Source organism: Streptomyces sp. NPDC004542, assembly GCF_040610035.1.
Lineage (GTDB): Bacteria > Actinomycetota > Actinomycetes > Streptomycetales > Streptomycetaceae > Streptomyces.
Window position 1 is genome coordinate 1 of the sequence record NZ_JBEXLP010000070.1, and the last position, 25,443, is coordinate 25,443.

Below are 25,443 nucleotides of genomic sequence, written 5' to 3' on the forward strand. Positions count from 1 at the left end.
GGCTGGTGGGACACGTCCCACCAGCCCGCCGCCGTTGTCAGTGGTAGCGGCTAGCCTGGCGCCATCCGCAGATCGCCATCCACGGGCCGCGACCACCAGTCGAGGAACCCCGACGGCGCTCAGCCAGGTCCGCGAGAGCGGCGGCGGTTCAGCCGCGAAGAAGGGAGGGGCGCGGTGCGCGTACTGGGGGTGGACCCCGGGCTGACCCGGTGTGGCGTCGGCGTCGTCGAGGGCGTCGCGGGACGCCCGCTCACCATGGTGGGCGTGGGTGTCGTACGGACGCCGCTGGACGCCGAGCTGGGGAACCGCCTCGTCGTCATCGAGCAGGGCATCGAGGCCTGGCTGGACGAACACCGGCCCGCATACGTCGCCGTGGAGAGGGTGTTCAGCCAGCACAACGTCCGTACGGTGATGGGCACCGCCCAGGCCAGCGCCGTCGCCATGCTGTGCGCCGCCCGGCGGGGCATCCCCGTCGCCCTGCACACCCCCAGCGAGGTCAAGGCCGCCGTCACCGGCAGCGGACGCGCCGACAAGGCGCAGGTCGGCGCCATGGTCACCCGCCTGCTCCGGCTCGACGCGCCGCCCAGGCCGGCCGACGCCGCCGACGCCCTCGCGCTCGCCATCTGCCACATCTGGCGTGCCCCCGCGCAGAACCGGCTCCAGCAGGCCGTCGCCCTGCACGCAGCCAAGGCACCGACACTGAAAGGCCGTACGGGATGATCGCCTTCGTGAGCGGACCGGTCGCCGCCCTCGCCCCCGACTCCGCGGTGGTCGAGGTGGGCGGCATCGGCATCGCCGTCCAGTGCACCCCCAACACCCTCTCGGGACTGCGGACGGGCCAGCAGGCAAAACTGGCCACCTCCCTGGTCGTCCGCGAGGACTCCCTGACGCTGTACGGCTTCGCCGACGACGACGAGCGCCAGGTCTTCGAGCTGCTCCAGACCGCGAGCGGAGTGGGCCCGAGACTCGCCCAGGCGATGCTGGCGGTGCACACCCCGGACGCGCTGCGCCGGGCCGTCGCCACCGGTGACGAGAAGGCCCTGACCGCCGTCCCCGGCATCGGGAAGAAGGGCGCCCAGAAGCTGCTGCTGGAGCTGAAGGACCGCCTCGGCGAGCCGGTCGGCGCCCCCGCGGTGGGCACGCCCGTCACCCACGGCTGGCGCGACCAGCTGCACGCGGCCCTCATCGGCCTCGGGTACGCGACCCGGGAGGCCGACGAGGCGGTGACCGCCGTGGCCCCGCAGGCCGAGGCCGCGGGCGGCGCGCCGCAGGTGGGCCAGCTGCTGAAGGCCGCCCTGCAGACCCTGAACCGCGCCCGCTGACCGACCACACCACCCTGAGGCACACCACATGAACTGGGACGACACGACCGACCCCGCCGCCCCCGAGCGGCTGGTGGGCTCTGTCGCCGACCGTGAGGACCAGGCCGTCGAGGCCGCCCTGCGCCCCAAGGACCTGGGCGAGTTCATCGGCCAGCACAAGGTCCGCGAGCAGCTCGACCTCGTGCTGCGCGCCGCCCGCGCACGCGGGGCGACCGCCGACCACGTGCTGCTCTCCGGCGCCCCCGGCCTCGGCAAGACCACCCTCTCGATGATCATCGCCGCCGAGATGGGCGCCCCGATCCGCATCACGTCCGGCCCCGCCATCCAGCACGCCGGCGACCTCGCGTCGATCCTGTCCTCCCTCCAGGAGGGCGAGGTCCTCTTCCTCGACGAGATCCACCGCATGTCCCGGCCCGCCGAGGAGATGCTCTACATGGCGATGGAGGACTTCCGGGTCGACGTCATCGTCGGCAAGGGCCCCGGCGCCACCGCCATCCCGCTGGAACTGCCCCCCTTCACGCTGGTCGGCGCCACCACGCGCGCCGGCCTGCTGCCGCCTCCGCTGCGGGACCGCTTCGGCTTCACCGCGCACATGGAGTTCTACGAACCGGCCGAACTGGAGCGCGTGGTGCACCGCTCCGCCGGCCTCCTCGACGTGGAGATCGACCCCGAGGGCGCCGCGGAGATCGCCGGGCGCTCCCGCGGCACGCCCCGCATCGCCAACCGCCTGCTGCGCCGGGTACGGGACTACGCGCAGGTCAAGGCCGACGGGCTGGTCACCCGCGAGATCGCCGCCGCGGCCCTCGCCGTGTACGAGGTCGACGCGCGCGGCCTCGACCGGCTCGACCGCGCGGTCCTGCAGGCCCTGCTCAAGCTGTTCGGCGGCGGCCCGGTCGGCCTGTCCACGCTCGCCGTCGCGGTGGGGGAGGAGCGGGAGACCGTGGAAGAGGTCGCCGAGCCGTTCCTGGTACGCGAGGGTCTGCTCGCCCGCACCCCGCGCGGGCGGGTCGCCACGCCCGCCGCATGGGCGCATCTCGGCCTCACCCCGCCCCGCTCCGCTTCCGCCGGAAACGGACAACAGGACCTGTTCGGGGCGTGACGGCGCGGTCACCGGCGGGGGATTGGCCGGGGGCGGAACCCAGGTGCCATGCTGAACGTTGTTCCATGCGCGCGGACTCGCTTAGACTCCGCCGATGCCGCCTTCGCGGGCGGCGCCGACCACACCCCCAAAGACCAGGCCGCTCTCCGTCGCGGTCGCGCGAAGGAAATCCCGTCCCGTGAATACCTTGACCCTTCTCCCGTTCATCGTGCTCATCGCGGCCATGTTCCTGATGACGCGCTCTGCCAAGAAGAAGCAGCAGCAGGCCGCCAGCATGCGGAACGAGATGCAGCCCGGCTCCGGCGTCCGCACCATCGGGGGCATGTACGCGACGGTCAAGGAGGTCAACGAGGACACGGTCCTCCTCGACGCCGGCCCGGGTGTCGAGCTCCTCTTCGCCAAGAACGCGATCGGCGCCGTCCTGACCGACGACGAGTACAACCGCATCGTCCACGGCATCGAGCACGACCTGAAGTCCGACACCGACGTCGTCCCGGACGACGCCTCCTCCCTCACCGGGACCGACGCCGCCGCCGACGCTGCCGCCGCCTCCGACGACAAGGCCGTCGACCTCGGTAAGAAAGAGACGTCCGAGGAGAAGGCCGACGAGGCCCTGGCCGCCGAGGCCAGGACCGAGGAGGCCCGGGACGCCGAGGCGAAGGCGGACGAAGAGCCGAAGAAGACCGACGGCGACTCCGACGCGAAGTAGTCACGTCCCGGGGAGCGCGGCGCGATAGGTTCGCGCCGACGCACCCCGGGCGCGTCTGTTTTCCGCACGGAATCCCGACACCATGTCATGGCCGCCCGCGTCCCGACCGGGCGCGGGGCGGCCCGAGAGGGAGTACGAGAAGGTGGCAGCACCTAAGAGGGGCCGGAGCGCGAGTGCCCAGAGCAAGCCGGGGCGCTCGCTGGCCCTCATCCTGATCGCCATCGTGGCGCTCACCGGGGGAATGTTCGCCTCCGGAAACACCACTCCGCGTCTCGGTATCGACCTCGCCGGCGGCACGAGCATCACGCTCAAGGCGAAGGCCGACCAGGGATCCGCGATCAACCAGGCCAACATGAACACCGCGGTCGACATCATGAACCGCCGTGTCAACGGCCTGGGCGTCTCAGAGGCGGAGGTGCAGACCCAGGGGAACGACCACATCATCGTCAACATCCCCAAGGGCACCAACTCCAAGGAAGCCCAGCAGCAGGTCGGCACCACCGCCAAGCTGTACTTCCGCACGGTCCTCGCCAGCGAGCCCAGCACCGGCGTCACGCCGTCCCCCTCGCCGAGCGCCTCCTCCAGCGGCAGCGGCAGTGCCTCGCCGAGCCCGTCGAGCAGCGCCTCCGCCCAGCAGAAGGCGTCCTCGTCCTCCTCCGCGTCCCCGAGCGCCACCGCCACCTCGCAGGGGCGCGCCGTCACCGACGCCCTGAAGGCCGACGCCACCCCGTCGTCCTCGGCCTCCGCCTCCGCGCAGTCCTCGGCCTCCCCGAGCCCCTCCGCCTCGTCGAGTTCCTCGAGCAGCGCCACCGACAAGACGGCCGCCAAGCTCCAGGCCCAGTTCACCGCCCTGGACTGCTCCAAGCCCGCCGACCGTGCCGTGGCCGGCACGAGCGCCAAGCCCGGCGAGTCGACCGTGGCCTGCGGCAAGATCAAGGACACCTGGTACAAGTACCTGCTCGGCCCGGCCGCCGTGGACGGCACCGAGGTGAAGAAGGCCCAGGCGGTCTTCGACACCCAGGGCGCCGCCGGCTGGCAGGTCCAGATGAACTTCACCAACGGCGGGTCGAAGAAGTTCGCCGACATCACCGCCCAGCTGGCCAAGAACCAGCAGCCGCAGAACGAGTTCGCCATCGTCCTCGACGGAGACGTCGTCTCCAGCCCGTACGTGCAGCAGGCCATCACCGGCGGCCAGGCGGAGATCTCCGGCAGCTTCACCCAGCAGGAGGCGCAGAGCCTCGCGAACATGCTGTCGTACGGTGCCCTGCCGCTCTCCTTCAAGGAGGAGACCGTCACCACCGTGACCGCCGCGCTCGGCGGCGAGCAGCTGCACGCCGGTCTGCTCGCGGGCGCCATCGGTCTCGCCCTGGTCGTGATCTACCTGATCGCCTACTACCGCGGTCTGTCGCTCGTGGCCATGGCCTCCCTGGTGGTCTCCGCGATCCTCACCTACGTGATCATGGCGCTGCTCGGCCCGGGCATCGGCTTCGCGCTGAACCTGCCGGCCGTCTGCGGTGCCATCGTCGCCATCGGCATCACCGCGGACTCGTTCATCGTGTACTTCGAACGCATCCGGGACGAGATCCGCGAGGGCCGCAGCCTGCGTCCCGCCGTCGAGCGGGCCTGGCCGCGCGCCCGGCGCACCGTCCTGGTCTCCGACTTCGTGTCGTTCCTCGCCGCCGCGGTGCTGTTCATCGTGACCGTCGGCAAGGTCCAGGGCTTCGCGTTCACCCTCGGTCTGACCACGGTGCTCGACGTGGTCGTCGTCTTCTTCTTCACCAAGCCGCTGATGACCCTGCTCGCCCGCCGCTCGTTCTTCGCGAACGGCCACAAGTGGTCCGGTCTCGATCCGAAGAGCCTGGGTGCCAAGCCGCCGCTGCGCCGCACCCGCCGTCCCGCCGGTCCTGCCGCCGGCTCCGTCGACCCGAAGGAGGCGTGAGCGATGTCGAAACTCGGCAACCTCGGCGCGCGACTGCACCGCGGCGAGATCAGCTACGACTTCGTCGGCAAGCGCAAGATCTGGTACGGCGTCTCGATCCTGATCACCATCACGGCCATCGTCGGCCTGGCGGTGCGCGGCCTGAACATGGGCATCGAGTTCCAGGGCGGCGCGGTCTTCACGACCCCGACCCACATGAGCACCTCGGTGGCCAAGGCCGAGGAGTACGCACAGGACGCCGCCGGTCATGAGGCGGTCGTGCAGAAGCTCGGCAACGGCAGCCTGCGCATCCAGATCGCCGGCATCGACACCGACAAGTCCGACCAGATCAAGCAGACCCTGGCCAAGGATCTGAACCTCAACCCCGAGAAGCTGGCCGCCGACCTGGTCGGCCCCAGCTGGGGCGAGCAGATCGCCAGCAAGGCCTGGCAGGGCCTCGGCATCTTCATGGTGCTCGTGGTGATCTACCTGGCGATCGCCTTCGAGTGGCGGATGGCGGTCGCGGCCCTGGTCGCGCTGATCCACGACATCACCATCACCACCGGTATCTACGCCCTGGTCGGTTTCGAGGTCACGCCCGGTACGGTGATCGGTCTGCTGACGATCCTCGGTTACTCGCTCTACGACACGGTCGTCGTCTTCGACAGCCTCAAGGAGCAGACCAAGGACATCACCAAGCAGACCCGCTTCACCTACAGCGACATCGCCAACCAGTCGATCAACGGCACCCTGGTGCGCTCGATCAACACCACGGTGGTCGCGCTGCTGCCGGTCGCGGGCCTGCTGTTCATCGGCGGCGGCTTCCTCGGCGCGGGCACGCTCAACGACATCTCGCTGTCGCTGTTCGTCGGTCTCGCCGCCGGTGCCTACTCGTCGATCTTCATCGCCACGCCGCTCGTCGCCGACCTCAAGGAGGCGGAGCCGCAGATGAAGGCCCTCAGGAAGCGCGTCCTGGCCAAGCGGTCCCAGGCCGCCGCCGAGGAAGGGCCCTCCGGGACCCGGCCGGACGACGCCGGCGCCGACGAGCCGGACGACGCCGCCGCGGCCGTCGTGGGCCCGCGCAACCAGCCCGCGTCCCGCGGCCGGGGCCGTGGCCGACCCTCGGGGAAGCGCCGATGACCGGCATCGAGGAGCTGCTGCTCAGTCGCATCCGGGACGTCGAGGACTACCCCGAGCAGGGCGTGATGTTCAAGGACATCACCCCGCTGCTGCCCGGCCCGGCTGCTGTAGGCACCCGCTGGTGCGGTGGCATCACCTGCACCGCCACCGCGGAGAGCCGGCTCTACCGGCTACCGTCATCGACGTCGCCTCCCCCGTGCCGTCGGCTGGGCCACCGCGACCACCTGCACGCCGAGCCGGCCGCCGCCCTGCGAGCCGTCTGCAGCACCCGCCGCCCGGCCGGTCCGTGATCATCCTCTCGGATGGAGGCTGCCGGCCCGGGTTCAACCAGCCGTGAACTCGCGCTCCTGGCTTGTTAGTTCGGCATTCGTACGGCCAAGCCTCCTCACAGAGACGGAAACTCTTCCACGCCGGTCCGTGTGATCCCTCCTGGGCCGAGGTCCGTGCGGGGACCGCTGCGGATCACGCGCTCGCCGAGGTCCCCGGCATCGGCCGCACCTCGCCATCCCCGCGACTTGGGCCGGCGGGCTTTCCTCTCATTCCTCGGTGCCGGTCAGGACCGGCAGCGTCTGGTCGGCTGTCCACTCCTCCAGCGAACCGTCATAGACACGCACGTCCCGCACGCCGGCGAGTACGAGGCCCAGCGCGGCGAGTGTGGCGGAGATACCCCCGCCGCAGTAGACCACCACGGGACCGGCCTCCCCGGCGGGCAGCCCGGCGGCGTAGGCGGCGAGCCGGGCTGCGTCGGCCACCTTCCCGGTGTCCGTCAGGACAGCGCGTGCCGGCAGGCTGACGCTGCCCGGGATGCGGCCGCGCCGGGTGTAGCGGGTGGGGGCGGTACCGTCGAAATGCTCCCGGCCCAGGGCGCAGACCAGGGTGCCCGGCCGACGGCCGAGGCTGATGTCGCGGACGAGGCGCAGGTCGACCCAGAGATCGCGGCCCCTCGCGGACCAGCCGGCCGTCGGGCGGTGTCCGGCCGGGCGGGGAGCGATCGTGGCGCTCCCGTGCTCGACCGGCAGGCCCGAGCGCTGCCAGCGCGCCAGTCCTCCGTCGAGCACCCGGGATGCCACTCCGGCGTTGCGCAGCGTCCACCACAGCCGGGTCGCCCACTGAGTGCTGCCTGAGTCGTAGACGATCAGTTCCGTGCCGGGATCGGCTCCCAGCAGGGCGAGTTCGCGGTGGACCGCCTCGGGACCGGGATCGGCGAAGTGGAAAGGCGCCGCCGGATCGGTGAAGCGGGTGAGCAGGTCGACATGGCGCGAACCCGGCAGGTGGGCCTCGCTCCAGGAGGTCAGGCCCGACTCGGCCCGGTAGTCCCCGTCGTGGCGGGCGGGCGCCAGCAGCACGGTGGTGTCGAGGATCAGGCGCCGGCCGCCGGACCGTGTGTCCACCGCCAACTCCTCGGGAGTGATCAGCACTTCGGCCCTGTCCGTACCGCGCTCCCCGGTCACCGCTTCCCGACTCCTCACCTGATTCTCGCCGTCGCTCCGCCGATCCGACCGGCGCGCGCCCGCACCGGCAGGGCGGGTGCCCGATGCTAGCACCGCAGTGCATTCGCGCGTCGACGTGTGTATACGCGGGTGTACACAGGTCGATCGATGCTCTAAGCTGCGATCACCGCCGAGGCGGCACATCCACAGCCGAAACCGGAGAGAACGGGAGAGGGAGTCATGAGCGCAGTACGCAAGCCGGCCGAATCGCCCGCGCCGGACTCCGGGCGGGACCAGCCGGAGCAGCGCGGCTCCGAGCACTACTGGCGGCTGCGCCAGGACATCCTCAACGGCCGTTTTCCCAAGGGCGCCCCGCTCCTGGAGACCGCGTTGAGCACCGAGTACGGCATCTCCCGCACCCCTGTCCGGGAAGCGCTCGGCCTGCTGGAGCACGACGGCCTGCTGGAGCGCGCTCCTCGGGGCTACCGCATCCGCTCGGGCACCTCCGAGGACGTCGTGGAGATCTACGAGGCCCGCATCGCCCTGGAGTCGGAGGCGGCCGCCTCAGCCGCGCTGCGCCGCACCGACCTGGACCTGGCACGCCTGCGCCACCAGCACGAGCTGGTCAGCGACCCCAGCGACGAGCAGGCCGCGCGGGCCGCCAATTTCTGCTTCCACGAGGTGCTGTGGCAGGCCGGTCACAACGCGACCGTCGCCGAGCTGCTGACGAAGCTCAACGCCAGGCTGCGGATCTACGACAGCGGCCCGCCCTCCTCGTTCGGGGATCCCGGCGTGCTCCACGAGGAGCACGAGCGGATCCTCCAGGCACTTCAGGACCACGCCCCCGACGAGGCACGCGCCGCGATGCGGGCTCACCTTCAGCGCAGTCTGGAACAACGCATCCGCGTCCTGGTGGGCGGCGGGGAGCAAGCCCCCGTCCACTGACCTCGCCTTCCGCCGAGCGGCCCCGTGCCAGGGTCCGGCAGCGCCCCAGCCCTTGACGGGACCGGGACATCCCGGTGCCGACCGCCGAGAACCGACGAGAACCGATGAGAGGAGACGACCGTGGCCGCCCGCCCTTCCTGCCGCCCCTGCTGTCTCCTCACGTCACGACAGCGCAGCGAGAAGTCCAGTGAGCAGTGCTCCCGCGGCAAGCACCTGCCCGGCATGTGCCGCCGGTGTTGTCGCGTTCACCGCCTCTCCCGCTGACCTCCCCTCTCTCTCGTCCGCCGACCCCGCGCCGCGGCGTCGGCCATCTCACCAGGAGCGCTCACGCATGAGCAGCAACACCCGGCGGATCCGTCTCAACGCCCTGCGCCAGTCCACCGTCGGCCACACCGCCGCGGGGCTGTGGCGCCACCCCGACAGCCAGGCCCACCGCTACCGCGAGCTGGACCACTGGACGGAGACGGCCCGGATCCTCGAACGCGGCCGCTTCGACGCGCTGTTCATCGCCGACGCCCTCGGCCCGCTGGAGGTGTACCAGGGACGTGTCGACGCGGCGCTGCGCGACGGCATCAACACGCCCACCGACGACCCGCTGCTCCTGGTCAGCGCCATGGCGGCGGCCACCCGGCACCTCGGATTCGCGGTCACCGTCTCCGCCACCTACGAACTGCCCTACGCATTCGCCCGGAAGATGACCACGCTGGATCATCTGACTGGCGGTCGGATCGGCTGGAACATCGTGACCTCCGCGCTGGACAGCGCGGCCCGCAACCTCGGCCTGACCGAACAGATACCGCACGACGAGCGGTATCTGCGCGCCGAGGAGTTCATGGAGGTCGTCTACAAGCTGTGGGAGGGGAGCTGGGAGGACGGCGCCGTCGTGCACGACGCGGAGGCGGGGGTCTTCGTGGATCCCGCCCGCGTGCGTCCCGTCGCCCACCGGGGGAAGTACTTCGACGTGCCGGGCATCGCCCTGTCCGAGCCGTCCGCGCAGCGCACGCCCGCTCTCTTCCAGGCGGGCACCTCACCCGCCGGGCAGACGTTCGCCGCCCGGCACGCCGAGGGAGTCTTCCTGTCGGCCTACCGTCCCGAGATGGCCCGCCGCCTTGTGGAATCCGTCCGGGCGAAGGCCGCCGCGGAGGGCCGCGATCCGGCCGATCTGAAGTTCTTCGCGGGCGTCACCGTGATCACGGCGGCCACGGACGCCGAGGCCCGGGCGAAGTACGAGGACTACCGCCGCTACGCCTCGCTGGAGGGCAGCCTCGCCCGCTACAGCGCCCTGATGCACATCGACCTCTCGCAACTGGACCCGGACGTGCCCCTGGAGTACGTGGACACCGAGGGCATCCGCGGCATGGTCGAGGTCTTCACCCGGCTCGACCCGACCCGCACCTGGACGCCCCGCGAGATCGCCGATTTCGTGGGCGTCGGGGGCGGCGGGCCGGTGATCGTGGGCTCCCCCGCGACCGTCGCCGACGAACTGGAGCGATGGGTCGAGGACGCCGACGTCGACGGCTTCAACATCGCCGACCCGGTCACCCCCGTCACCCTGCGCGACTTCGTCGACCTGGTCGTGCCCGAACTCCGACGCCGGGGGCGGGTGTGGTCCGAGTACGAGGGCCACACCCTGCGGGAGTACCTGGGCCGTCCCGGCCGGCCCCGGCTGCCGGAGGGCCACCCCGGCGCGGCACACCGCCGGCTCTGACCGTTCCCGCCCGTCCACCCGTCCACTGCGCGGGCCTGTCCCACCCTTGTCCTCCCGAGCGCCCTTATGGAGCCGTCGTGTCCCAGATCCGCGTCATGCTCGACTACTTCCACCCCTGGCCCAACGCGGCCGGCTTCTACACCGCCCGTGACCGCGGCTGGTACCGCGACGCCGGGCTCGACGTGGAACTGGCCGTGCAGGACCCCGGAGTCGGCGACACCCTGGAGTACCTCACCCGGCGCCGGGTCGACTTCGGCGTCTTCCCGCCCAACCGCCTGCTGGCACGCCGCGCCCGCGGGCAAGGCGTCATCGGCGTCGCCGCCGTCAACCACCGCGGACTGGAGGCCGTGCAGACCGTCACCGGCAAGGGCATCACCCGTCCCCGCGACCTCGCGGGCCGACGCATCGCCCACAACCCGACGCCACGCGGCCGGGCGATGATCCGGCATCTGATAGCCGCCGACGGCGGCGACCCGGACTCCTTCGTCACGGTGGACGCCGGAACCCGCGAGCTGACGGTCGACGACATCGAGGCCGGCCGCGCGGACGCGACCTTCGGCAACTACTGGTCCTGGGACGCCCTGCGCGGCGGACTGCCCGCGGAACGCCGGATCACCTGGCCGGTCGACGAGATCGGCGCTCCTCGCTACCACAGCTACCTTCTCGGCGCCCACGAGGAACTCGTGGCGTCCAATCCGGTCCTGGTCGCCGCGTTCCTCGCCGCGACCGCCCGCGGCTTCCAGGCGGCCGCGGAGGACCACGCCCGCACCCTCGACCTCCTCGAACGGGTCATCCCGTACTTCCCGCAGCCCCTCATCGCCCGCTCCCTCTCACTCGTCGCCCCCACCTGGACCGACGCCGAGGGCCGCTGGGGCCTCGTGGCGGCCGACCGCACCGGACCGTACGCCGAGTGGCTCGCCGAACACGGCGTCATCCCCTCCGCCGAGGGCTGGGAGGCGTCGTACACCAACCAGTTCCTGCCGCTCCTCCGGGCGGCTGCCGCGTGAACTGCCTGCTGACCCGGCGGGTGCCGGTCGACCTCAAGCGCACGTGCAGCGCCCTCTGTCGCCCGGCCGCCGTACCGCACCCCCGTCTGGAAACCGCCGCACACGCACGAAGAAGGCCCCCGCCATGACACGCCGTTCCCCGCTTCCCCGCACCACCCTGCTCGCCGCAGCCACGGCTCTGCTGCTCGCCGCGACCGCCTGCTCCACCGGCACCGAGAACACCGCGTCCAGCCCGTCGGACACCACCGTCACCCTGGCCCTGGACTGGACGCCCAACACCAACCACACCGGCATCTACGTCGCCCAGGAGCTGGGCTACTTCAAGAAGGCCGGCATCAACCTCAAGATCCTCCCCTACGGTTCCACCGACCCCAACACCCTGATCGCCTCCCACAAGGCGGACTTCGGCATCTCCTACCAGGAGGGCCTCACCGTCGCCCGCGCGGCCGGCCAGGACATCACCTCGGTGTACGCGGTCACCCAGAAGACGAACGTCACCATCGCCGTCTCCGCCAAACGCGACGACATCCGCAGCCCCAAGGACCTCGACGGCAAGACCTACGCCGGTTTCGGCGCCGCCTACGAGAAGCCGCTCCTGCAGAAGGTCATCCGCAACGCGGACGGCAAGGGCGACTTCAGGTCCGTTGCCCTCAACACCTCCGCGTACACGGCCCTTTACGCGAACAAGGCCGACTTCGCCATGCCGATGCCCACCTGGGAAGGGCTGGAGGCCGACCTCATCGGCAAGCCGCTGAAGAACTTCGCCCTGTCCGACTACGGCTTTCCCGAGATCTATTCGACGCTGATCGCGTCGTCCGACACCTATCTCAAGAAGAACCCGGACACCGCGAAGAAGGTCGTCGCCGCCCTCCAGAAGGGCTACACCTACGCCGCCGACCATCCCGACAAGGCCGCAGACCTCCTGATCAAGGCTAATCGGAGCGAGCTGACCAACACCGAACTGGTCCACAGGAGCGCCGAGTTGCTGGCCGAGAAGTACTACCGGGCCGCTGACGGCACCATCGGCGGGCAGTCCGCGAAGCGCTGGCAGGACTTCGCCGACTTCGAGTTCTCGGCGGGCCTGCTCACCGACGCCGACGGCAAGAAGCTGACCAAGACGCCCGACACCTCGCAGTTCTTCACCAACGACTACCTCCCGAAGCGGTGATGGGAGTGTCAGCGCCCCCCTCCGTTCCCTCCACCGCCCCGCCCGCGCCGGCAGCCGGCGGTCCCTCGACCGCGGCCGGACCGGCGGCACCGCCGACGCGCCGCTCCCGTCGCCGATTCGCAGCCCTCCTCGCGGCCGGCTGGCCGCCTCTGCTCGTCCTCGCCCTCCTCGTCGGCGGCTGGCAGATCTACACCACGGCCGCGGCCGTGGATCCCACGATGCTGCCCAGCCCCGGTCGCATCATCGCGCAGGGCTGGGCCAACCGTGCGGACCTGTCGGCCAACACACTGCCCACCATCCAGGAGACCGCCGCGGGCTTCGCCCTCTCCTTCGTCCTGGCATGGGCGGTGGCCGTATTGCTGGACTTCTCCCGCGCGGCCCGCCGCGGCCTGTACCCCCTGCTGGTCGCCTCTCAGACCATCCCCATCGTGGCCATCGCCCCGCTGCTGATCATCTGGTTCGGCTTCGGTCTGCTGCCGAAGATGCTCGTGGTCACCCTGGCCACCTTCTTCCCCCTGGCCGCCAACCTCGCCGCCGGGTTCGCCTCCGCCGACCGCGACGCGATGCGACTGCTGCGCTCCCTGGGCGCCGGCCGGCTGCGCACCTTCCGGCTGCTGCGGGTCCCCAGCGCCATGCCGTACTTCTTCGCCGGCCTGCGCGTCAGCATCACCTACGCCGTCGTCGGCGCCGTGTTCGCGGAGTACGCGGGCGCCGAGAGCGGACTCGGCATCTACATGCAGGCCCAGAAGAGCGCCTTCCGCACCGACCTGGTGCTGGCGGCGGTCGCCGTGACCGCCGGCCTCAGCATCGCCCTGTTCGCGGCGACCTTCCTGCTCGAACGCCTGCTGCTGCCCTGGCAGCGCATTCTGCGGAACGGGGACCCGTCATGAGCACCACTCCCGCCCCGGCACTCCACCGTGGTCTGGAGGTCCGGAGTGTCGGCAAGTCCTTCGGCACCCTGGAAGTGCTGCGCGACCTGCACCTCACCGTCCGTCCCGGAGAGTTCGCCGCCGTCATCGGACCCAGCGGCAGCGGGAAGTCCACCCTGTTCGACCTGATCTCCGGCCTGGAGCGGCCGGACAGCGGCACCGTCCTGGTCGACGGCGAGCCGACCGGACCGGGATCCCGCCAGGTCGCCCAGATGCCCCAGAAGGACCTGCTGCTGCCCTGGCGGACCGTCCTGGACAACACCGCCCTCGGCCTGGAGGCGGAGGGCGTGCGCCGCAAGGAGGCCCGGCGGCGGGCCGGCGAACTCTTCGAGGCGTTCGGCCTCGACGGCTTCCAGAGCTCCTACCCCGCCCAGCTCAGCGGCGGCATGCGGCAGCGCGCGGCGCTGCTGCGCACCGTGGTCCTGGGCCGGCCGGTCCTCCTGCTCGACGAGCCTTTCGGCGCGCTGGACTCGCTGACCCGCACCGACATGCAGTCGTGGCTCGCGCAGATGTGGCAGCGCTACCGCTGGACGATCATCCTGGTCACCCATGACATCCGCGAGGCGGCCCTGCTGGCGGACACCGTGCACGTGTTGTCCCCGCGCCCGGCGACCGTCGTCGAACGTGTCGAGATCCCGCGCCGCGGACCACGCGGACGGGCCGACCTGACCGAGCCCGCCACGGCGGCCGTGGAGCGGCGCCTGCTGGCAGCTCTGCAACGCCGTGACTCCCCCCGCAGCACCGCTGCGCCCGCCGCCGAACACGAGGAGGTCTCGCCGTGAGCACCCTGCTGTCCCACGGCCTGGGCCACGAGGCAGTGGACCCCGACTGGGCGCCGCTGACCGGGCCGGAGGTCGCCGACGTGCTCGGCAGGCCCGCCCGGATCGTGTGGCGCAGCCCCCGCCCCCTGTCGGCCGCCGCACTCGTGGACGCCGGACGCCGGCTGTTCGTCAAACGCCACCATGTGAGCGTGCGCACCCTCGACGGGCTCGCCGAGGAACACGCCTTCCTGCGTCATCTGCGAAGCCGCGGCGCCCCGGTGGTCGAGGTCGTGTCCGCCACTGGCCGCGGCGAGTGGGTGTACGAGGTGCACACCGCCGGCGTCGGCACCGACCTGTACCGGGAGGCCCGCTCCTGGTCGCCGTTCACCTCCGCCGGCCACGCCCGCCAGGCCGGGGCGGCACTGGCCCGGCTGCACCTGGCCGCCGTCGGTTTCTACGCCCCACGACGCCGGGTACAGCCCCTGGTCAGCTCCTTCACCGTCTTCGCCGGACCCGACCCCGTGACAGCGCTGCACCGTTACGTCGAGGCCCGCCCCGCGCTCGCGGACGCCCTGTCCGGCAGGCCCTGGCAGGATGACCTGGAGCGGCTGCATCTGCCGTACCACCAGGCGCTGGCACCCCACCTCGACGCGCTGGACGCGCTGTGGACCCACAACGACTGGCACGCCTCCAACCTGCTGTGGGACACGACACACACGCCTGCGACGGTGGCCACCGCGCTCGACATGGGCCTCAGCGACCGCACCACCGCCGTGCACGACCTGGCCGTGGCGCTCGAACGCAACGTCGTCCAGTGGCTGGACCTGCCCAGCGGCACGGTACGTGTCCACCTGGACCATGTGGACGCCCTGCTCGACGGCTACCACGCGGTCCGCCCGCTGACACCGGCCGAACGCGCCGCGCTGCCGGCGCTGTTGCCCCTGGTCAACGCGGAGTTCGCGCTCTCCGAGATGGACTACTTCCACGGCGTCACCCGATCCGCCGTCAACACCGGACTCGCATACACCTACTTCACCGAACACACGAAATGGTTCGGCGGTCCGGCCGGACGGCAGTTGCTGGACCACCTGCGCGACCGGCTTCGGCGTCTCGACTGAGGGGCTCTCAGGCCGAGGTTTCGGCGCGGGGGCCGTCCGGCGGATCATGCCGCAGACGCGGGGTCCGGCACGCCCTCCCCCGGAGGGGGTACCCCCAGCGGCCCGCGCCACCGCACTGCAGATTTGGGAGACGGCCGCCGCTGCGCCCGCTTGGGACGGGCCGCCGGTGTGGCTGCACGGGGATCTGCACCCGGCGGACATCCTGGTCGATCACGGCCGGATCAGCGCCGTGATCGACTTCGGTGACATCACCTCCGGCGATCCCGCCACTGACCTGTCCGTGGCCTGGACGCTGTTCACCGCGGAGCAGCGTGCTGCCCTTCGACAGGCGTACGGCCGCGCGGACGACGCAACCTGGGAGCGGGCCCGCGGATGGGCGCTTGCCCTGTCCCTGGTCTTCCTGTCGCACTCGGCGGACAACCCGCTGATGCGCGGTATCGGTGAGCGCGCATTCCGTGCGGTGCTGGAGTAACGGACGGCCTCCAGGGTCTACCCGGCTCCGTTTGGAGCCCGGTGGGAGCTGGGATTGCATGACGTCCGCGCCGCAGGGCCTTGAAGGTGGTCTTGAGCAGGGCGTTCGCTCGCTCGCACACCCCGTGGATGCCTCGGATGACCTTGTTGAAGGCCTGTTGGGCTTCGGTGAGTTCACCGCCCGCGGGCTTCTTGGCCGGGTGCCGGAAGCCGTCCCCGGCGTTCTCGTAGCCGAGGTCGACCAAGGTGAGGGTGCCCAGTTGGTCGGCGAGCCGGTTCAGAGCCTCGATCAGTCCGTGGTGGCGGGCGCAGGTGGTGTCGTGCTCGCGGCCGGGCCGCACCGGCGAGACCCACAGCGGCCAGCCGTCCGGGGTGGAGATGACCTGCACGTTGCCGCCGTGATGCCTGTGTTTCCCCGACCACCAGAGGTCTGCCCCGTTGGGGCCCGGGGCTGCGACGCGGTCGGTGCGGATGACGGTGCCGTCCAGGTTGAGATGAGTCAGGCCGGCCGCCTCCGCCCGTTGCAGCGCGGTGGCCAGGTCCGGTGCCCCGGCCGCCAGGGCCATCGGCCCTTCGTGCAGGTATCGGTAGGCGGTAGAGGTGGACAGGGCGTTGTCGCGGGCGAGTTGGGACAGGCGCGTGCCGTCGATGGACCAGCGCAGGATCAGCACGGCCTGCTTGAAGCAGCCCAGCGCCCGGCGCCCCCGTCGGGTACCGACCTCGTTTCGGTGGCTTCGCAGGAGCCGGGCCAGGTGCTCGGCGGTAGACCGCCGGACATCGACCACGGCGGTGTATGTGACACTGGTCGGCACGCGAGGCCCCTCGGTCGGATCTTTCTGTTCGCAAGATCGTTCCTACCAGGGGCCTTACGCCTGCCCGGAGTCGGGAGTGCGCACCACGAGACGCCCGGAAGCGATCACGCTCAGCGACCGACGGTTACCGGGAAAGGATCAGTGGGCGGTGGCGGTGAGCACCTCCTACTCCCCGGCGCCGTGGAAGCGGTGGGCCTCTGCGAACGGCTCGCGGGCGTGCACCTCAGCCGGACCGGGCGCTCTGGAACAGGAGTCACCGGCCCGCCTCCTGAACCACCGGAGAAGCGACGCGCCAGCCCAGCTCGGGGGCGATCAGATGCCGTACGTCGTGCAGGATCTGTTCGTACTCCTCCCGGTGGAACTCGTACGGCAGCTCCAGGCGCAGCTCCGACACTTGCGCGAGGACGGGATCGGCCGCCAGCTGTTCCAGGATCTGTTCCGCGGTGCCGACCACGTCCGGGGCGAACAGGAACCGCTTCGGGCCCAGCGCCGCCAGGGTCTGCGGCTTCAGGGTGCGCTCGTGCCGACTGGCCGCGTAGTCCCGGTAGCGGGCCCGGGCGGCCGCGTCGGCACTGTCGAACGGCACGATCACCCGTCCGAGCGCTACCCGCGCCGCCGGCCGGTCGTCGCCCAGGGTGCGCCGGTACTCGGAAAGCAGGTTCAGCTGGGCGGTGGTGAAGTCCTCGGTGTCCTCGCCGGAGACGATGTTGCCGGACAGCAGGTTGAGACCGTTCTCGGCGGCCCAGCGGACTGAGCGCAGGCTGCCTCCGCCATACCAGATCCGCTCCACGAGACCGGGGTTGTGCGGCTGCAGCCGCGGCCGCTGGATGTTCCCGGGCGAGTGGATCACCGTGTCCGGGCCGCCGAGGTAGTCGCCACGCAGGTTGTCGACGAGGCGGGCGATCCTGCCGTACGACAGGTCGAAGCCGCGCCAGTCCCCGTCGTACACCAGGTGGCCGAGCAGTTCGGCGTGCGGCATGCCGGTGCTGAAGCCGACCTGGAGGCGGCCGCGGGACAGTACGTCGGCCAGCGCGAGGTCCTCGGCCAGGCGGAACGGGCTCTCGTACCCGATGGGGATGACTGCGGTGCCCAGTTCGATCCGCTCGGTGCGCTGGCCTGCCGCGGCGAGGAACACGGCGGCCGAGCCGACGCCGTGTTCGAGGTGGCGCTGGCGGATCCAGGCGCCGTCGAAGCCCAACCGCTCGCCGTATTCGAAGAGCTGGAGTGTCTCCTCCAGGCCGGTGTAGGGATCGTCGTCGGCGAAGTTGCCCGGGGTGAGAAGGGCCAGGGAGGCGATGGTGGGAGTGCTCACGTGACGCTCGTCCTCAGCTCGTGGTGGTCTCGGCGGCGGGGGAGGGGACGCGACCGCCGGGGATCGCCGCGAGCAGTTCGCGGGTGTACGCGTGGCGGGGGCGGGTGAACAGTTCCTCCGGCGGGCCCGTCTCGACGATCCGGCCGGCCCGCATGACGGCGACCTGGTGCGCGATCTGCCGTACGACGGCCAGGTCGTGCGAGATGAAGAGGTAGGCCACCCCCGTGTCGGCCTGCAACTCGGCCAGCAGGTCCAGGACCTGGGCCTGCACGGACACGTCCAGCGCGGAGACCGGCTCGTCGCACACCACCAGGTCGGGGGAGAGGGCGAGGGCGCGGGCGATCGCCACCCGCTGACGCTGCCCGCCGGACAGCTCCGCCGGACGCCGTTCCAGCGTGGCGGACGGAAGCGCCACCCGGTCGAGCAGTTCGCGGGCGCGGGCGAGCCGGGAGGCGCGGTCGCCGACCTTGAAGGCCCGGAGTGGTTCGGTGATCACCTCGGCTATGGAGAAGCGGGGGTCGAGGGAGGAGTACGGGTTCTGGTAGATGAGCTGGGCGCGGCGGCGCAGCTGCCTGGCCTGGGCGCTACGCGCGGTGGTGACGTCGGTGCCGTCGAACAGGACGTGTCCGGCGGTCGCGTCGGTGAGACGGAGGACCAGGCGGGCGGTGGTGGACTTGCCCGAGCCCGACTCGCCGACCAGGGCGAGGGTCCGGCCGCGGTGGAGGGTGAAGCTGACGTCGTCGACCGCGCGGAGGGTGCGGGTCCCGTCGCCGGTACGGGGGAGCCTGAACTCCTTGACCAGGTTGCGTACCTCGACCAGGGACGCCGTGCCCGCCCGCGGAGTGGGGACGGCCGTACGGGGGCGGGCGGTGGACAGGCTCGGGGCGCTGGCCAGCAGGTGCCGGGTGTACGCGTCCTGGGGGTTGGCGAGGATGTCATGGGTCGAACCCGCCTCGACGACCGTGCCCCGCGACATGACTACCAGCCGCTGTGCCCGGTCGGCGGCGACCCCGAGGTCATGGGTCACGAGCAGGACCGCGGTGCCCGACTCCTCGGTGAGGCGCTGGAGATGGTCGAGGATGACCTGCTGCACGGTGACGTCGAGCGCGCTCGTCGGCTCGTCGGCGATGATCAACTCGGGCTTCGCGGCGATGGCGATGGCGATCAGCGCGCGTTGCCGCATTCCGCCGGACAGTTCGTGCGGGTACTGCCGTGCGCGGGTGGTCGCGTCGGGCAGCCCGGCCCGGTCCAGGACGGCGACCGCCTCGGCGGGAGCCGATCGGCGGGTCGCCAGACCGTGGATGCGCAGCACCTCGGCGACCTGGTCGCCGATCCGCTTGACCGGGTTGAGGGAGACCGTCGGATCCTGGGGGACCAGTCCGATCCGCGCTCCGCGTACGGTACGGAGTTCGGCCTCAGACAGGGTGGCGAGGTCGTGCCGGCCGAAGCGGACCGTGCCCGCGTCGATGCCGCCGTTCCCTGGAAGGAGCCGGCTGATCGCGTGGGCGGTCGTGCTCTTGCCGGATCCGGACTCGCCGACCACCGCAGTCACCTGTCCCGGCCATACGTCGAGGTCCACGCCCCGGACGGCCTCGACCGTGCCGCCCCGGGTGCGGTACGACACCGACAGGCCGCGTATCTCCAGCAGCGGTGTGGTCACGTCGTCACCGTTCTCACGTTCGTCTGTCATCGCTGCCGGGACCATTCGCCGTCCAGCGCCCGGGCGATGCGGTTGGTGGCCAGCACGGTCGCGGCGATCGCCAGACCGGGCAGTGCGGTCAGCCACCAGGCGTTGGCGAGGTAGTTGCGGCCGTCGGAGATCAACGTGCCCCACTCCGGGGCCGGCGGGGGAGCGCCGTAGCCGAGGAAGCTCAGCGCCGACACGGCCAGGATGGCGGAGCCGAAGTCAAGGGTGGCCAGGACGATTACAGGGCCTGCGGCATTGGGCAGCACGTGTCGGCCGAGCACCGAGTACCAGCGGGCCCCGCTCGCGCGCGATGCCTCCACGAACACCGCCTGCCGCACCCGCAGCACCTCTGCGCGCGCCACTCGGGCGAACGCGGCGACGCTGGCGATGCCGACCGCGACGGCCACCTTCACCGTGCCGTAGCCGAGCGCGGTGACGAGGGCCAGGGACAGGAACAGCGTGGGGATGGACAGCAGGACGTCGACGAAGCGCATCAGCACGTCGTCCACCCAGCGGCCCACGAACCCGGCGACCACCCCGAGCAACCCGCCGACCACGAACGCCACCAGCACCGCGATCAGCGTGGCCTTCAGGGAAAGCTGGGCGCCATGGACGACCCGCGAGAACACATCGCGGCCCAGCTCGTCGGTGCCGAACCAGTGACTGCCGCTCGGGCCGCGGAAATTCTGGGACGGCACGCCCTTCAGTGGGTCCTGCGAGGTGAAAAGGTCGGGCCAGAACGAGGCCAGCACCACCAGCACGAGGACGACGACCGACAGCAGCAGACCCGGGCGGCGCACCACGAAGCGCAGCAGCCGCCGTACATCCACGCGGCGTCCCGGCTCCGGCCCCGACCCGGCCTCGACCGGGCGGGCCAGTCCCAGCGCCGCCTCGGCCGGGTCGTCGACAAGGCTCTGGTTCATGCGAGTGCCGCCCTTCTGCCCGAGGCCACCACGATCCGCGGATCCAGCAGCGGATAGACCAGGTCGATGACCAGGTTCGTCGTCACGAAGATCAGCGCCCCGAAGGCCACCACCCCCTGGACCACCGGGATGTCCTGGGAGGTGACCGCCGCCGCGGTCACGCGCCCGAGGCCGTCGCGGGAGAACACCGTCTCGACGACCACCGAACCGGCGATCAGCTGCCCGACCAGCAGGCCGACGACCGTCAGCGCCGGCAGGGACGCGTTGCGCAGCGCGTGCCGCAGATGCACCCGCCACCGGCCGGCGCCCTTGGCCCGCGCGGTCTCCACATACGCCTGGTCCAGCGCGGTGAGCAGGCTCTTGGCGAGCACCTGGGCGACCTGTGCGCCGGTCGGGACCGCCAGCGTCAGGGCCGGCAGGACCAGCCCCTTCAGCCCGTCGTTGCCGAACGCCGGGAACCAGTGCAGCCGGAAGGAGAACGCCTCGACGAGCAGCAGACCCACCCAGAACGTCGGGACGGACACCCCCAGAGGGGGCAGCGACAGCAGGAGCTGCCGCAGCCATCGCCGGGAGGTGTACGTCGCCAGCACCGCCAGACCACCGCCGAGCAGCACCGACAACAGCAGGGCGGCACTGGTCAGTTGTAAGGTCTGCGGCAGCGCGTCGGCCAGGGTCGAGGTGACCGGACGGCCGGTGGCGACCGAGTCGCCGAAGTCTCCGCGCACCGCCCGTCCCAGATAGTCGGCGTACTGCACCAGCACCGGCTTGTCGAAGCCGTACTCGTGCCGCAGCGCGGCCAGCCGGGCCGGGTCGACGTCCCCCGAGTCCATCCCGGCACCGGCCATCGCGGTGACCGGGTCACCGGGCAGCCAGTTCAGCACCAGGAACGACACCGTGTACGCCGCCCACAGCACCCCGACCGCCTGCGCCAGTCGCTTGATCACATAGCGGCGCATGCGCTAGCCGATCCAGGTGTCGTGCAACTGGATGCGGCTGCCCGAGTCGAAGTCGAGGCTGTGCACCTTCTTCGACACGGCCAGCTGGGTCTGGAGTTCCACCACCGGAACGTTGTACGCGTTCTGCACGATCAGCTTCTGCGCCTCGTCCACCAGCTGCTCGCGCTTGGCGGTGTCCGTGGTCGCGGCCTGGCCGGACAGCGCCGCGTCCAGGGAAGTGGCGGGCAGGCGGTAGAAGTTGGCCAGCTGGGTGGAGAAGGAGGTACGCAGGATGTCCGGGTCGGAGCGGGTCACGTTGCTCCACACCAGGTCGAAGTCACCGCCCTGGAGCGTGGTGGCGAACTGACTGACCTGACCCTGCTTGAGTACCACGTCGATCCCGACGGCCTTCAGCTGCTGCTGGACCAGCTCCAGTGCGGGCTGGTTGGTGGCAGCGTTGGGGAACCAGCTGATGGTCAGGCTCAGCTTCTTGCCGTCCTTGGCGCGTATGCCGTCACTGCCGGCTTTCCAACCGGCCGCTTCCAGCGCGGACTTCGCCTTGGCCGCGTCGAAGGCGAGGCCCGAGGAGAGGTCGGTGTAGTCGGGCGTGGTGTGCGCCAGGACGCTGGTCGCCGGCTGGGTGCCGGTCGGGAACACGGTGTCGGTGATCTGCTTGCGGTCGATGGCCGCCAGGATCGCCTGACGCACCTTCACGTCCTTCAGCAGCGGCCGCGAGTTGTTGACGCCGAGCCCGAAGACCACGCCGGGGTTGGCCCGGCGCAGCAAGGTGACCTGACCGCCCCCGAGCGCCGCCTCGTTGGCCTTGCCGACGCTGCTGATCGCGTCCACCTGCCCGGACTGGAGGCTGCCGGCCCGCACCCCCGCCTCGGGGACGACCTTGAAGATCAGCTTGTCCAGGTAGGCCTCGCCCTGCTTGGACCACAGCGAGGAGCCCCAGTCGTAGCCGGTGCGCCTGGCCAGAGTGATCGACTGGTTCTGGACGTACTGCTTGAGCACGAACGGCCCCGACCCGATCACACCGTCGCTGCACTTCTGCTGCGGGGTCTTCTTCACGCTCGCCGACGACTCGATGCCCAACGAGTGGGTCGAAGTCGCCTGAATGAACTGGGCGTTGGGCTCCTTGAAGGTCACCTTGACGGTGAGCGGGTCCACTGCGGTGGTGCTCTTGACGCCGCTGAGATAGCCCTGGGCGAGGACCCCGAGGGCGCCGAGCTTCGGCACCGCGTCGAAGTTGTCCTTGACCACCTGCGCGGTCAGCCGGGAGCCGTCGCTGAAGGTGACGCCCGAGCGCAGATGGAAGGTGAACTCCGTGGCGTCGGCGTTGATGTCCCAGCTCTTGGCGAGCCACGGCACGATCTTGCCGGTCCTGGGGTCCTGGTCGGTCAGGGAGTCCACGGTCTGGCGCACCGAGTAGATGCTCTCGTTGCTGCCGACCTGCTGTGGATCCACGCAGCCGGCGTCGGAACCCACCGCGAAGGTCAGGGTGCCACCGGACTTCGGCCGGCTGCTTCCGCTACTGGAGTCGTCGCCCGAACCGCAGGCGGTCAGCAGAACACTGGTGGTCAGCAGGGCGGCGAGGGGCGCCCAGCGGGGGGCTCTGAAAGCCGGAAGCGCGTTCACGGAGGGTTCTCCTACTCGTGTCACCAGGCAAGAAGGCGCCGTACAAGGCACGAACGTGCATGGGCGTGCGGCCCCCGCCGGTACAAGACCGGTGGCGGGGAAGCGCTGTGCAGACAGGGATCAGGGCGGAGCGGGGGTCAGCCGCAGGCGGTGCGGTGACGGCCGGTGCGTGCCGGACTACGACCGGCGGCGGAAGGGGCCGTCAGGCCTGACAGAGGCAGCTGGTCGAGCGCTTGAGGTCGATGTGGCGCCGACGCGAGAGCCGGGAGAACACGGTGGCGCCGGCGAAGCGGGCGCTGAGGTCACCACCGTGCCGCATGCCGGTCCTCCACATTTCCGGCCCCGGTCACGGGGCCACGCGCTTGCGGGGATCCTCGGTGATCCCGCCGGGCTTTCACCTGGAGCACCCCACCGCGCGGTAGGGTTGCCGGTCAGCGAGCCAGGGCTTGACGCTGACACTCAATGCCGTTCGTGATCGTACGGAGGGCTCTTGTCGTACGTCAATGCCGCAAAGCGACGCGCTGCAGGGGCAGTCGGGCCGGCACCGGGTCCGGCTCAGGAACCGCCGCGCTCGCGGGGGATCTTCTGGCCGGCCTCGATCGCCACCGGCAGCCGGTTCTCGGCCGGGGGCAGCGGGCAGGTGGCCAGGTCCGTGTAGGCGCACGGCAGGTTGGTGGCGCGGTTGAAGTCCAGGACGACCTTGCCGTCGGCGGCGGGCGGCTCCAGGGCGAGGGCCCGGTTGGCGGCGTAGGTGGTGACCCCGGAGGTCGCGTCGGTGAACAGCACCATCAGCCGGCCCGCACCAGGGCCGGGGAACGCGGTCAGCGACAGCTGCTGCCCGTCCAGCTCGAACTCGACCCTGCCCGGAGCGTCGTACACATGCTCAAGGCCCTCGACCGCGGCGCCCACGGTGGTCGGCCGTGGCGTGTCGAAGGGGATGTAGCGGCCCGTCACGGCCCAGCGCGGGTCGGGGGCGTAGGCGGGCGTTCCGGTGAAGGCCGTGCGCAGCGGCGCGTCCGGGTGCCGGGGGCGCACGATGTCGTTGCCGCCGCGCTTGGCGACCTCGATGACGGCGTCTCCCCAGACCGCGTCGACACCGCCGCGTTCGGGAAGCACGCCGAAGTGGTGTTCACCGTGGACCGGCGTTCCGTCGACGACCAGCTCCTCGCCGTCGTCGAGGTTTACGACGACCCCGTCGGGGCCTGTACGCCACGCACCGGGCGCGTCCGGGAAGCGCTGGGGCCGGTCGTCGAGCCAGTGCAGGCCGGTGATCGCCAGGAACCCGTGCGGGCCGGCGAGCCTGGCCTCTTGGGCGCGGTACCACTCCAGCCAGTTCTCGGTGAAGGCACGGAAGTCGGTCGTGGTGGCCTCGGTGGTCATGGGTTCTCCTTCGTCACGGGGGTGCAGGGGGGCCGGTCGGGCCGTCGGTCCGACCGGCGTGCTCAGCGGGCCAGTTCGCCGAGGAGCGGCCAGGTGCGTCGGCGGTCGGCTTCTCCCGCGATCTCGGTGCCCGAGAACACGACCTCGGTGGCGCCGGCATCGCGGTAACGGCGTATCTCGGCTCCGACGGTCTTCTCGTCGTCGATCACGGCCAGGTCGGCAGCTCGCCGGCCGCCGGAGAGTTCGATGACCCGCGCGTAGGACGGGATCTGTTCGTAGAACGCGAGGTTCTCGGTGGCCTTGGCCCGCACCGCCTCCACGTCGTCGGTGAACACGCCGGGCACCAGGGCCACGATCCTGGGCGCGGGACGACCGGCGGCCTCGGCCGCGGCGGTCAGGGCGGGCACGATGTGTTCCTCCAGGGCGCGCGGTCCCGCCAGGTAGGGCAGGATCCTGTCCGCCAGCTCACCGCTGACCCGCAGCGCCTGCGGCCCCATCGCGGCGACCAGCAGGGGGACACCGCTCTCGGCACCCGGTACCCGCGCCGGGACCGGGGTGGTCGCGGTGAGCAGTGCGCCGTGGAAGTCGGCCGTGCCGGTCTCGATCAACTGCCGCAGGGCGGTGAGGAATTCACGCAGCCGGGCGATGGGGCGTTCGAAGGGGAGGCCGAAGCCGGTCTCCTTCAGCAGTTTTGTGCCCAGGGCCAGGCCTAGGTGGTAGCGGCCGTGGGTCGCGGCCTGGGCGGTCTGGGCCTGGCTGGAGACCAGCAGCGGGTGGCGGCCGACGACGGGGATCGCGGAGGTGCCGACCCGCAGTCCTGGCACCTCGCGTCCGACGATCGCCGCGAGCTGGGGTGAGTCCGCGCCGAAGGTCTGCCCGAACCAGGCCGACCGCAGACCGGCGCCCGCGGCCTCCTGGGCCAGTTGCACGGTGGCGTCGACCTGGTTCGGCGCGTCGGACGCGTTGAGCGCTACTCCAACAGTCATGTCAGTCAGAACGGGCGTCTGTCGAACCCGCATTCCGGTCCG

At 71.2% G+C, this 25,443-nt stretch carries 23 protein-coding genes, 2 pseudogenes and 1 riboswitch; of the genes and pseudogenes, 15 read left to right on the forward strand and 10 right to left on the reverse strand.

Annotated elements, in window-relative coordinates; genetic code table 11:
* Positions 1-174 precede the first annotated feature (174 nt).
* The 7 genes and pseudogenes from ruvC to ABZX30_RS28560 all read left to right on the forward strand — a co-directional run.
* A complete protein-coding gene (ruvC, locus tag ABZX30_RS28530) occupies positions 175-720 on the forward strand; it encodes a crossover junction endodeoxyribonuclease RuvC (protein ID WP_355938387.1) in 546 nt (181 codons plus the stop codon).
* Complete coding sequence (gene ruvA / locus ABZX30_RS28535; RefSeq protein WP_355938389.1) at positions 717-1,322, forward strand: Holliday junction branch migration protein RuvA; 606 nt, start codon at positions 717-719, stop codon at positions 1,320-1,322. The genes ruvC and ruvA overlap by 4 nt, the downstream gene beginning before the upstream one ends.
* A 28-nt stretch (positions 1,323-1,350) precedes the next feature.
* The gene (gene ruvB, locus ABZX30_RS28540) at positions 1,351-2,421 is read left to right on the forward strand and encodes a Holliday junction branch migration DNA helicase RuvB (protein ID WP_355938391.1); all 1,071 of its coding nucleotides are present in this window, start codon (positions 1,351-1,353) and stop codon (positions 2,419-2,421) included.
* A 178-nt stretch (positions 2,422-2,599) separates the two neighbouring features.
* On the forward strand, positions 2,600-3,130 hold the full coding sequence (yajC, locus tag ABZX30_RS28545) for a preprotein translocase subunit YajC (protein ID WP_355938393.1): 531 nt from the start codon (positions 2,600-2,602) through the stop codon (positions 3,128-3,130).
* Positions 3,131-3,272: 142 nt separating this feature from the next.
* Positions 3,273-5,069, forward strand: coding sequence for a protein translocase subunit SecD (gene secD, locus ABZX30_RS28550; RefSeq protein WP_355938395.1), 1,797 nt, complete (start codon positions 3,273-3,275; stop codon positions 5,067-5,069).
* 3 nt (positions 5,070-5,072) lie between these two features.
* Positions 5,073-6,188 carry a protein translocase subunit SecF gene (gene secF / locus ABZX30_RS28555; RefSeq protein ID WP_355938397.1) on the forward strand — a complete coding sequence of 372 codons (1,116 nt, stop codon included), beginning with the start codon at positions 5,073-5,075 and terminating at the stop codon, positions 6,186-6,188.
* A pseudogene (locus tag ABZX30_RS28560) lies at positions 6,185-6,295 on the forward strand (adenine phosphoribosyltransferase); the annotation flags it as partial. The gene secF and the pseudogene ABZX30_RS28560, both read left to right, overlap by 4 nt.
* Positions 6,296-6,724: 429 nt before the next feature.
* Here the strand turns inward: ABZX30_RS28560 and ABZX30_RS28565 are convergent.
* Positions 6,725-7,639 carry a rhodanese-like domain-containing protein gene (locus ABZX30_RS28565; RefSeq protein ID WP_355938399.1) on the reverse strand — a complete coding sequence of 305 codons (915 nt, stop codon included), beginning with the start codon at positions 7,637-7,639 and terminating at the stop codon, positions 6,725-6,727.
* Positions 7,640-7,858: 219 nt separating this feature from the next.
* On the opposite strand from ABZX30_RS28565, the gene ABZX30_RS28570 reads away from it, so the two are divergent.
* The 8 genes from ABZX30_RS28570 (at position 7,859) to ABZX30_RS28605 (ending at position 15,726) form a co-directional block, all read left to right on the forward strand.
* On the forward strand, positions 7,859-8,563 hold the full coding sequence (locus ABZX30_RS28570; protein WP_355938401.1) for a GntR family transcriptional regulator: 705 nt from the start codon (positions 7,859-7,861) through the stop codon (positions 8,561-8,563).
* A gap of 331 nt (positions 8,564-8,894) precedes the next feature.
* Positions 8,895-10,271, forward strand: coding sequence for an LLM class flavin-dependent oxidoreductase (locus ABZX30_RS28575; RefSeq protein ID WP_355938403.1), 1,377 nt, complete (start codon positions 8,895-8,897; stop codon positions 10,269-10,271).
* Positions 10,272-10,348: 77 nt separating this feature from the next.
* Positions 10,349-11,278 carry an ABC transporter substrate-binding protein gene (locus tag ABZX30_RS28580; RefSeq protein ID WP_355938405.1) on the forward strand — a complete coding sequence of 310 codons (930 nt, stop codon included), beginning with the start codon at positions 10,349-10,351 and terminating at the stop codon, positions 11,276-11,278.
* Positions 11,279-11,402: 124 nt separating this feature from the next.
* A complete protein-coding gene (locus ABZX30_RS28585) occupies positions 11,403-12,446 on the forward strand; it encodes an ABC transporter substrate-binding protein (protein ID WP_355938407.1) in 1,044 nt (347 codons plus the stop codon).
* A 5-nt stretch (positions 12,447-12,451) separates the two neighbouring features.
* Positions 12,452-13,336, forward strand: coding sequence for an ABC transporter permease (locus tag ABZX30_RS28590; protein WP_355938409.1), 885 nt, complete (start codon positions 12,452-12,454; stop codon positions 13,334-13,336).
* On the forward strand, positions 13,333-14,157 hold the full coding sequence (locus ABZX30_RS28595) for an ABC transporter ATP-binding protein (protein WP_355938411.1): 825 nt from the start codon (positions 13,333-13,335) through the stop codon (positions 14,155-14,157). The genes ABZX30_RS28590 and ABZX30_RS28595 overlap by 4 nt, the downstream gene beginning before the upstream one ends.
* Entirely contained in the window at positions 14,154-15,254 is a 1,101-nt protein-coding gene (locus ABZX30_RS28600) for a phosphotransferase (protein ID WP_355938413.1), read from the forward strand. The genes ABZX30_RS28595 and ABZX30_RS28600 overlap by 4 nt, the downstream gene beginning before the upstream one ends.
* Before the next feature lie 46 nt (positions 15,255-15,300).
* Entirely contained in the window at positions 15,301-15,726 is a 426-nt protein-coding gene (locus ABZX30_RS28605; RefSeq protein WP_355938415.1) for a phosphotransferase, read from the forward strand.
* Between the two features lie 67 nt (positions 15,727-15,793).
* Here the strand turns inward: ABZX30_RS28605 and ABZX30_RS28610 are convergent.
* From ABZX30_RS28610 to ABZX30_RS28650, 9 genes and pseudogenes are all read right to left on the reverse strand, one after another.
* A pseudogene (locus tag ABZX30_RS28610) lies at positions 15,794-16,537 on the reverse strand (transposase family protein); the annotation flags it as partial.
* A 253-nt stretch (positions 16,538-16,790) separates the two neighbouring features.
* Positions 16,791-17,849 (reverse strand): LLM class flavin-dependent oxidoreductase, encoded by a 1,059-nt coding sequence (locus tag ABZX30_RS28615; RefSeq protein ID WP_355938417.1) that lies wholly within the window; start codon positions 17,847-17,849, stop codon positions 16,791-16,793.
* Between the two features lie 13 nt (positions 17,850-17,862).
* Positions 17,863-19,539, reverse strand: coding sequence for an ABC transporter ATP-binding protein (locus ABZX30_RS28620; protein ID WP_355938419.1), 1,677 nt, complete (start codon positions 19,537-19,539; stop codon positions 17,863-17,865).
* Positions 19,536-20,459 (reverse strand): ABC transporter permease, encoded by a 924-nt coding sequence (locus ABZX30_RS28625; protein ID WP_355938420.1) that lies wholly within the window; start codon positions 20,457-20,459, stop codon positions 19,536-19,538. The genes ABZX30_RS28620 and ABZX30_RS28625 overlap by 4 nt, the downstream gene beginning before the upstream one ends.
* Positions 20,456-21,415, reverse strand: a complete 960-nt coding sequence (locus ABZX30_RS28630) for an ABC transporter permease (RefSeq protein ID WP_355938422.1) — start codon at positions 21,413-21,415, stop codon at positions 20,456-20,458. The genes ABZX30_RS28625 and ABZX30_RS28630 overlap by 4 nt, the downstream gene beginning before the upstream one ends.
* 3 nt (positions 21,416-21,418) lie before the next feature.
* Positions 21,419-23,035, reverse strand: coding sequence for an ABC transporter substrate-binding protein (locus ABZX30_RS28635; protein WP_355938424.1), 1,617 nt, complete (start codon positions 23,033-23,035; stop codon positions 21,419-21,421).
* 202 nt (positions 23,036-23,237) lie between these two features.
* Positions 23,238-23,354, reverse strand: coding sequence for a putative leader peptide (locus tag ABZX30_RS28640; protein WP_023551189.1), 117 nt, complete (start codon positions 23,352-23,354; stop codon positions 23,238-23,240).
* 34 nt (positions 23,355-23,388) lie between these two features.
* A riboswitch (SAM riboswitch) is annotated at positions 23,389-23,502 on the reverse strand.
* Between the two features lie 88 nt (positions 23,503-23,590).
* Complete coding sequence (locus tag ABZX30_RS28645; protein WP_355938425.1) at positions 23,591-24,415, reverse strand: DUF1684 domain-containing protein; 825 nt, start codon at positions 24,413-24,415, stop codon at positions 23,591-23,593.
* A 62-nt stretch (positions 24,416-24,477) separates the two neighbouring features.
* Positions 24,478-25,401 (reverse strand): LLM class F420-dependent oxidoreductase, encoded by a 924-nt coding sequence (locus tag ABZX30_RS28650; RefSeq protein ID WP_355938427.1) that lies wholly within the window; start codon positions 25,399-25,401, stop codon positions 24,478-24,480.
* Between the last annotated feature and the right edge of the window lie 42 nt (positions 25,402-25,443).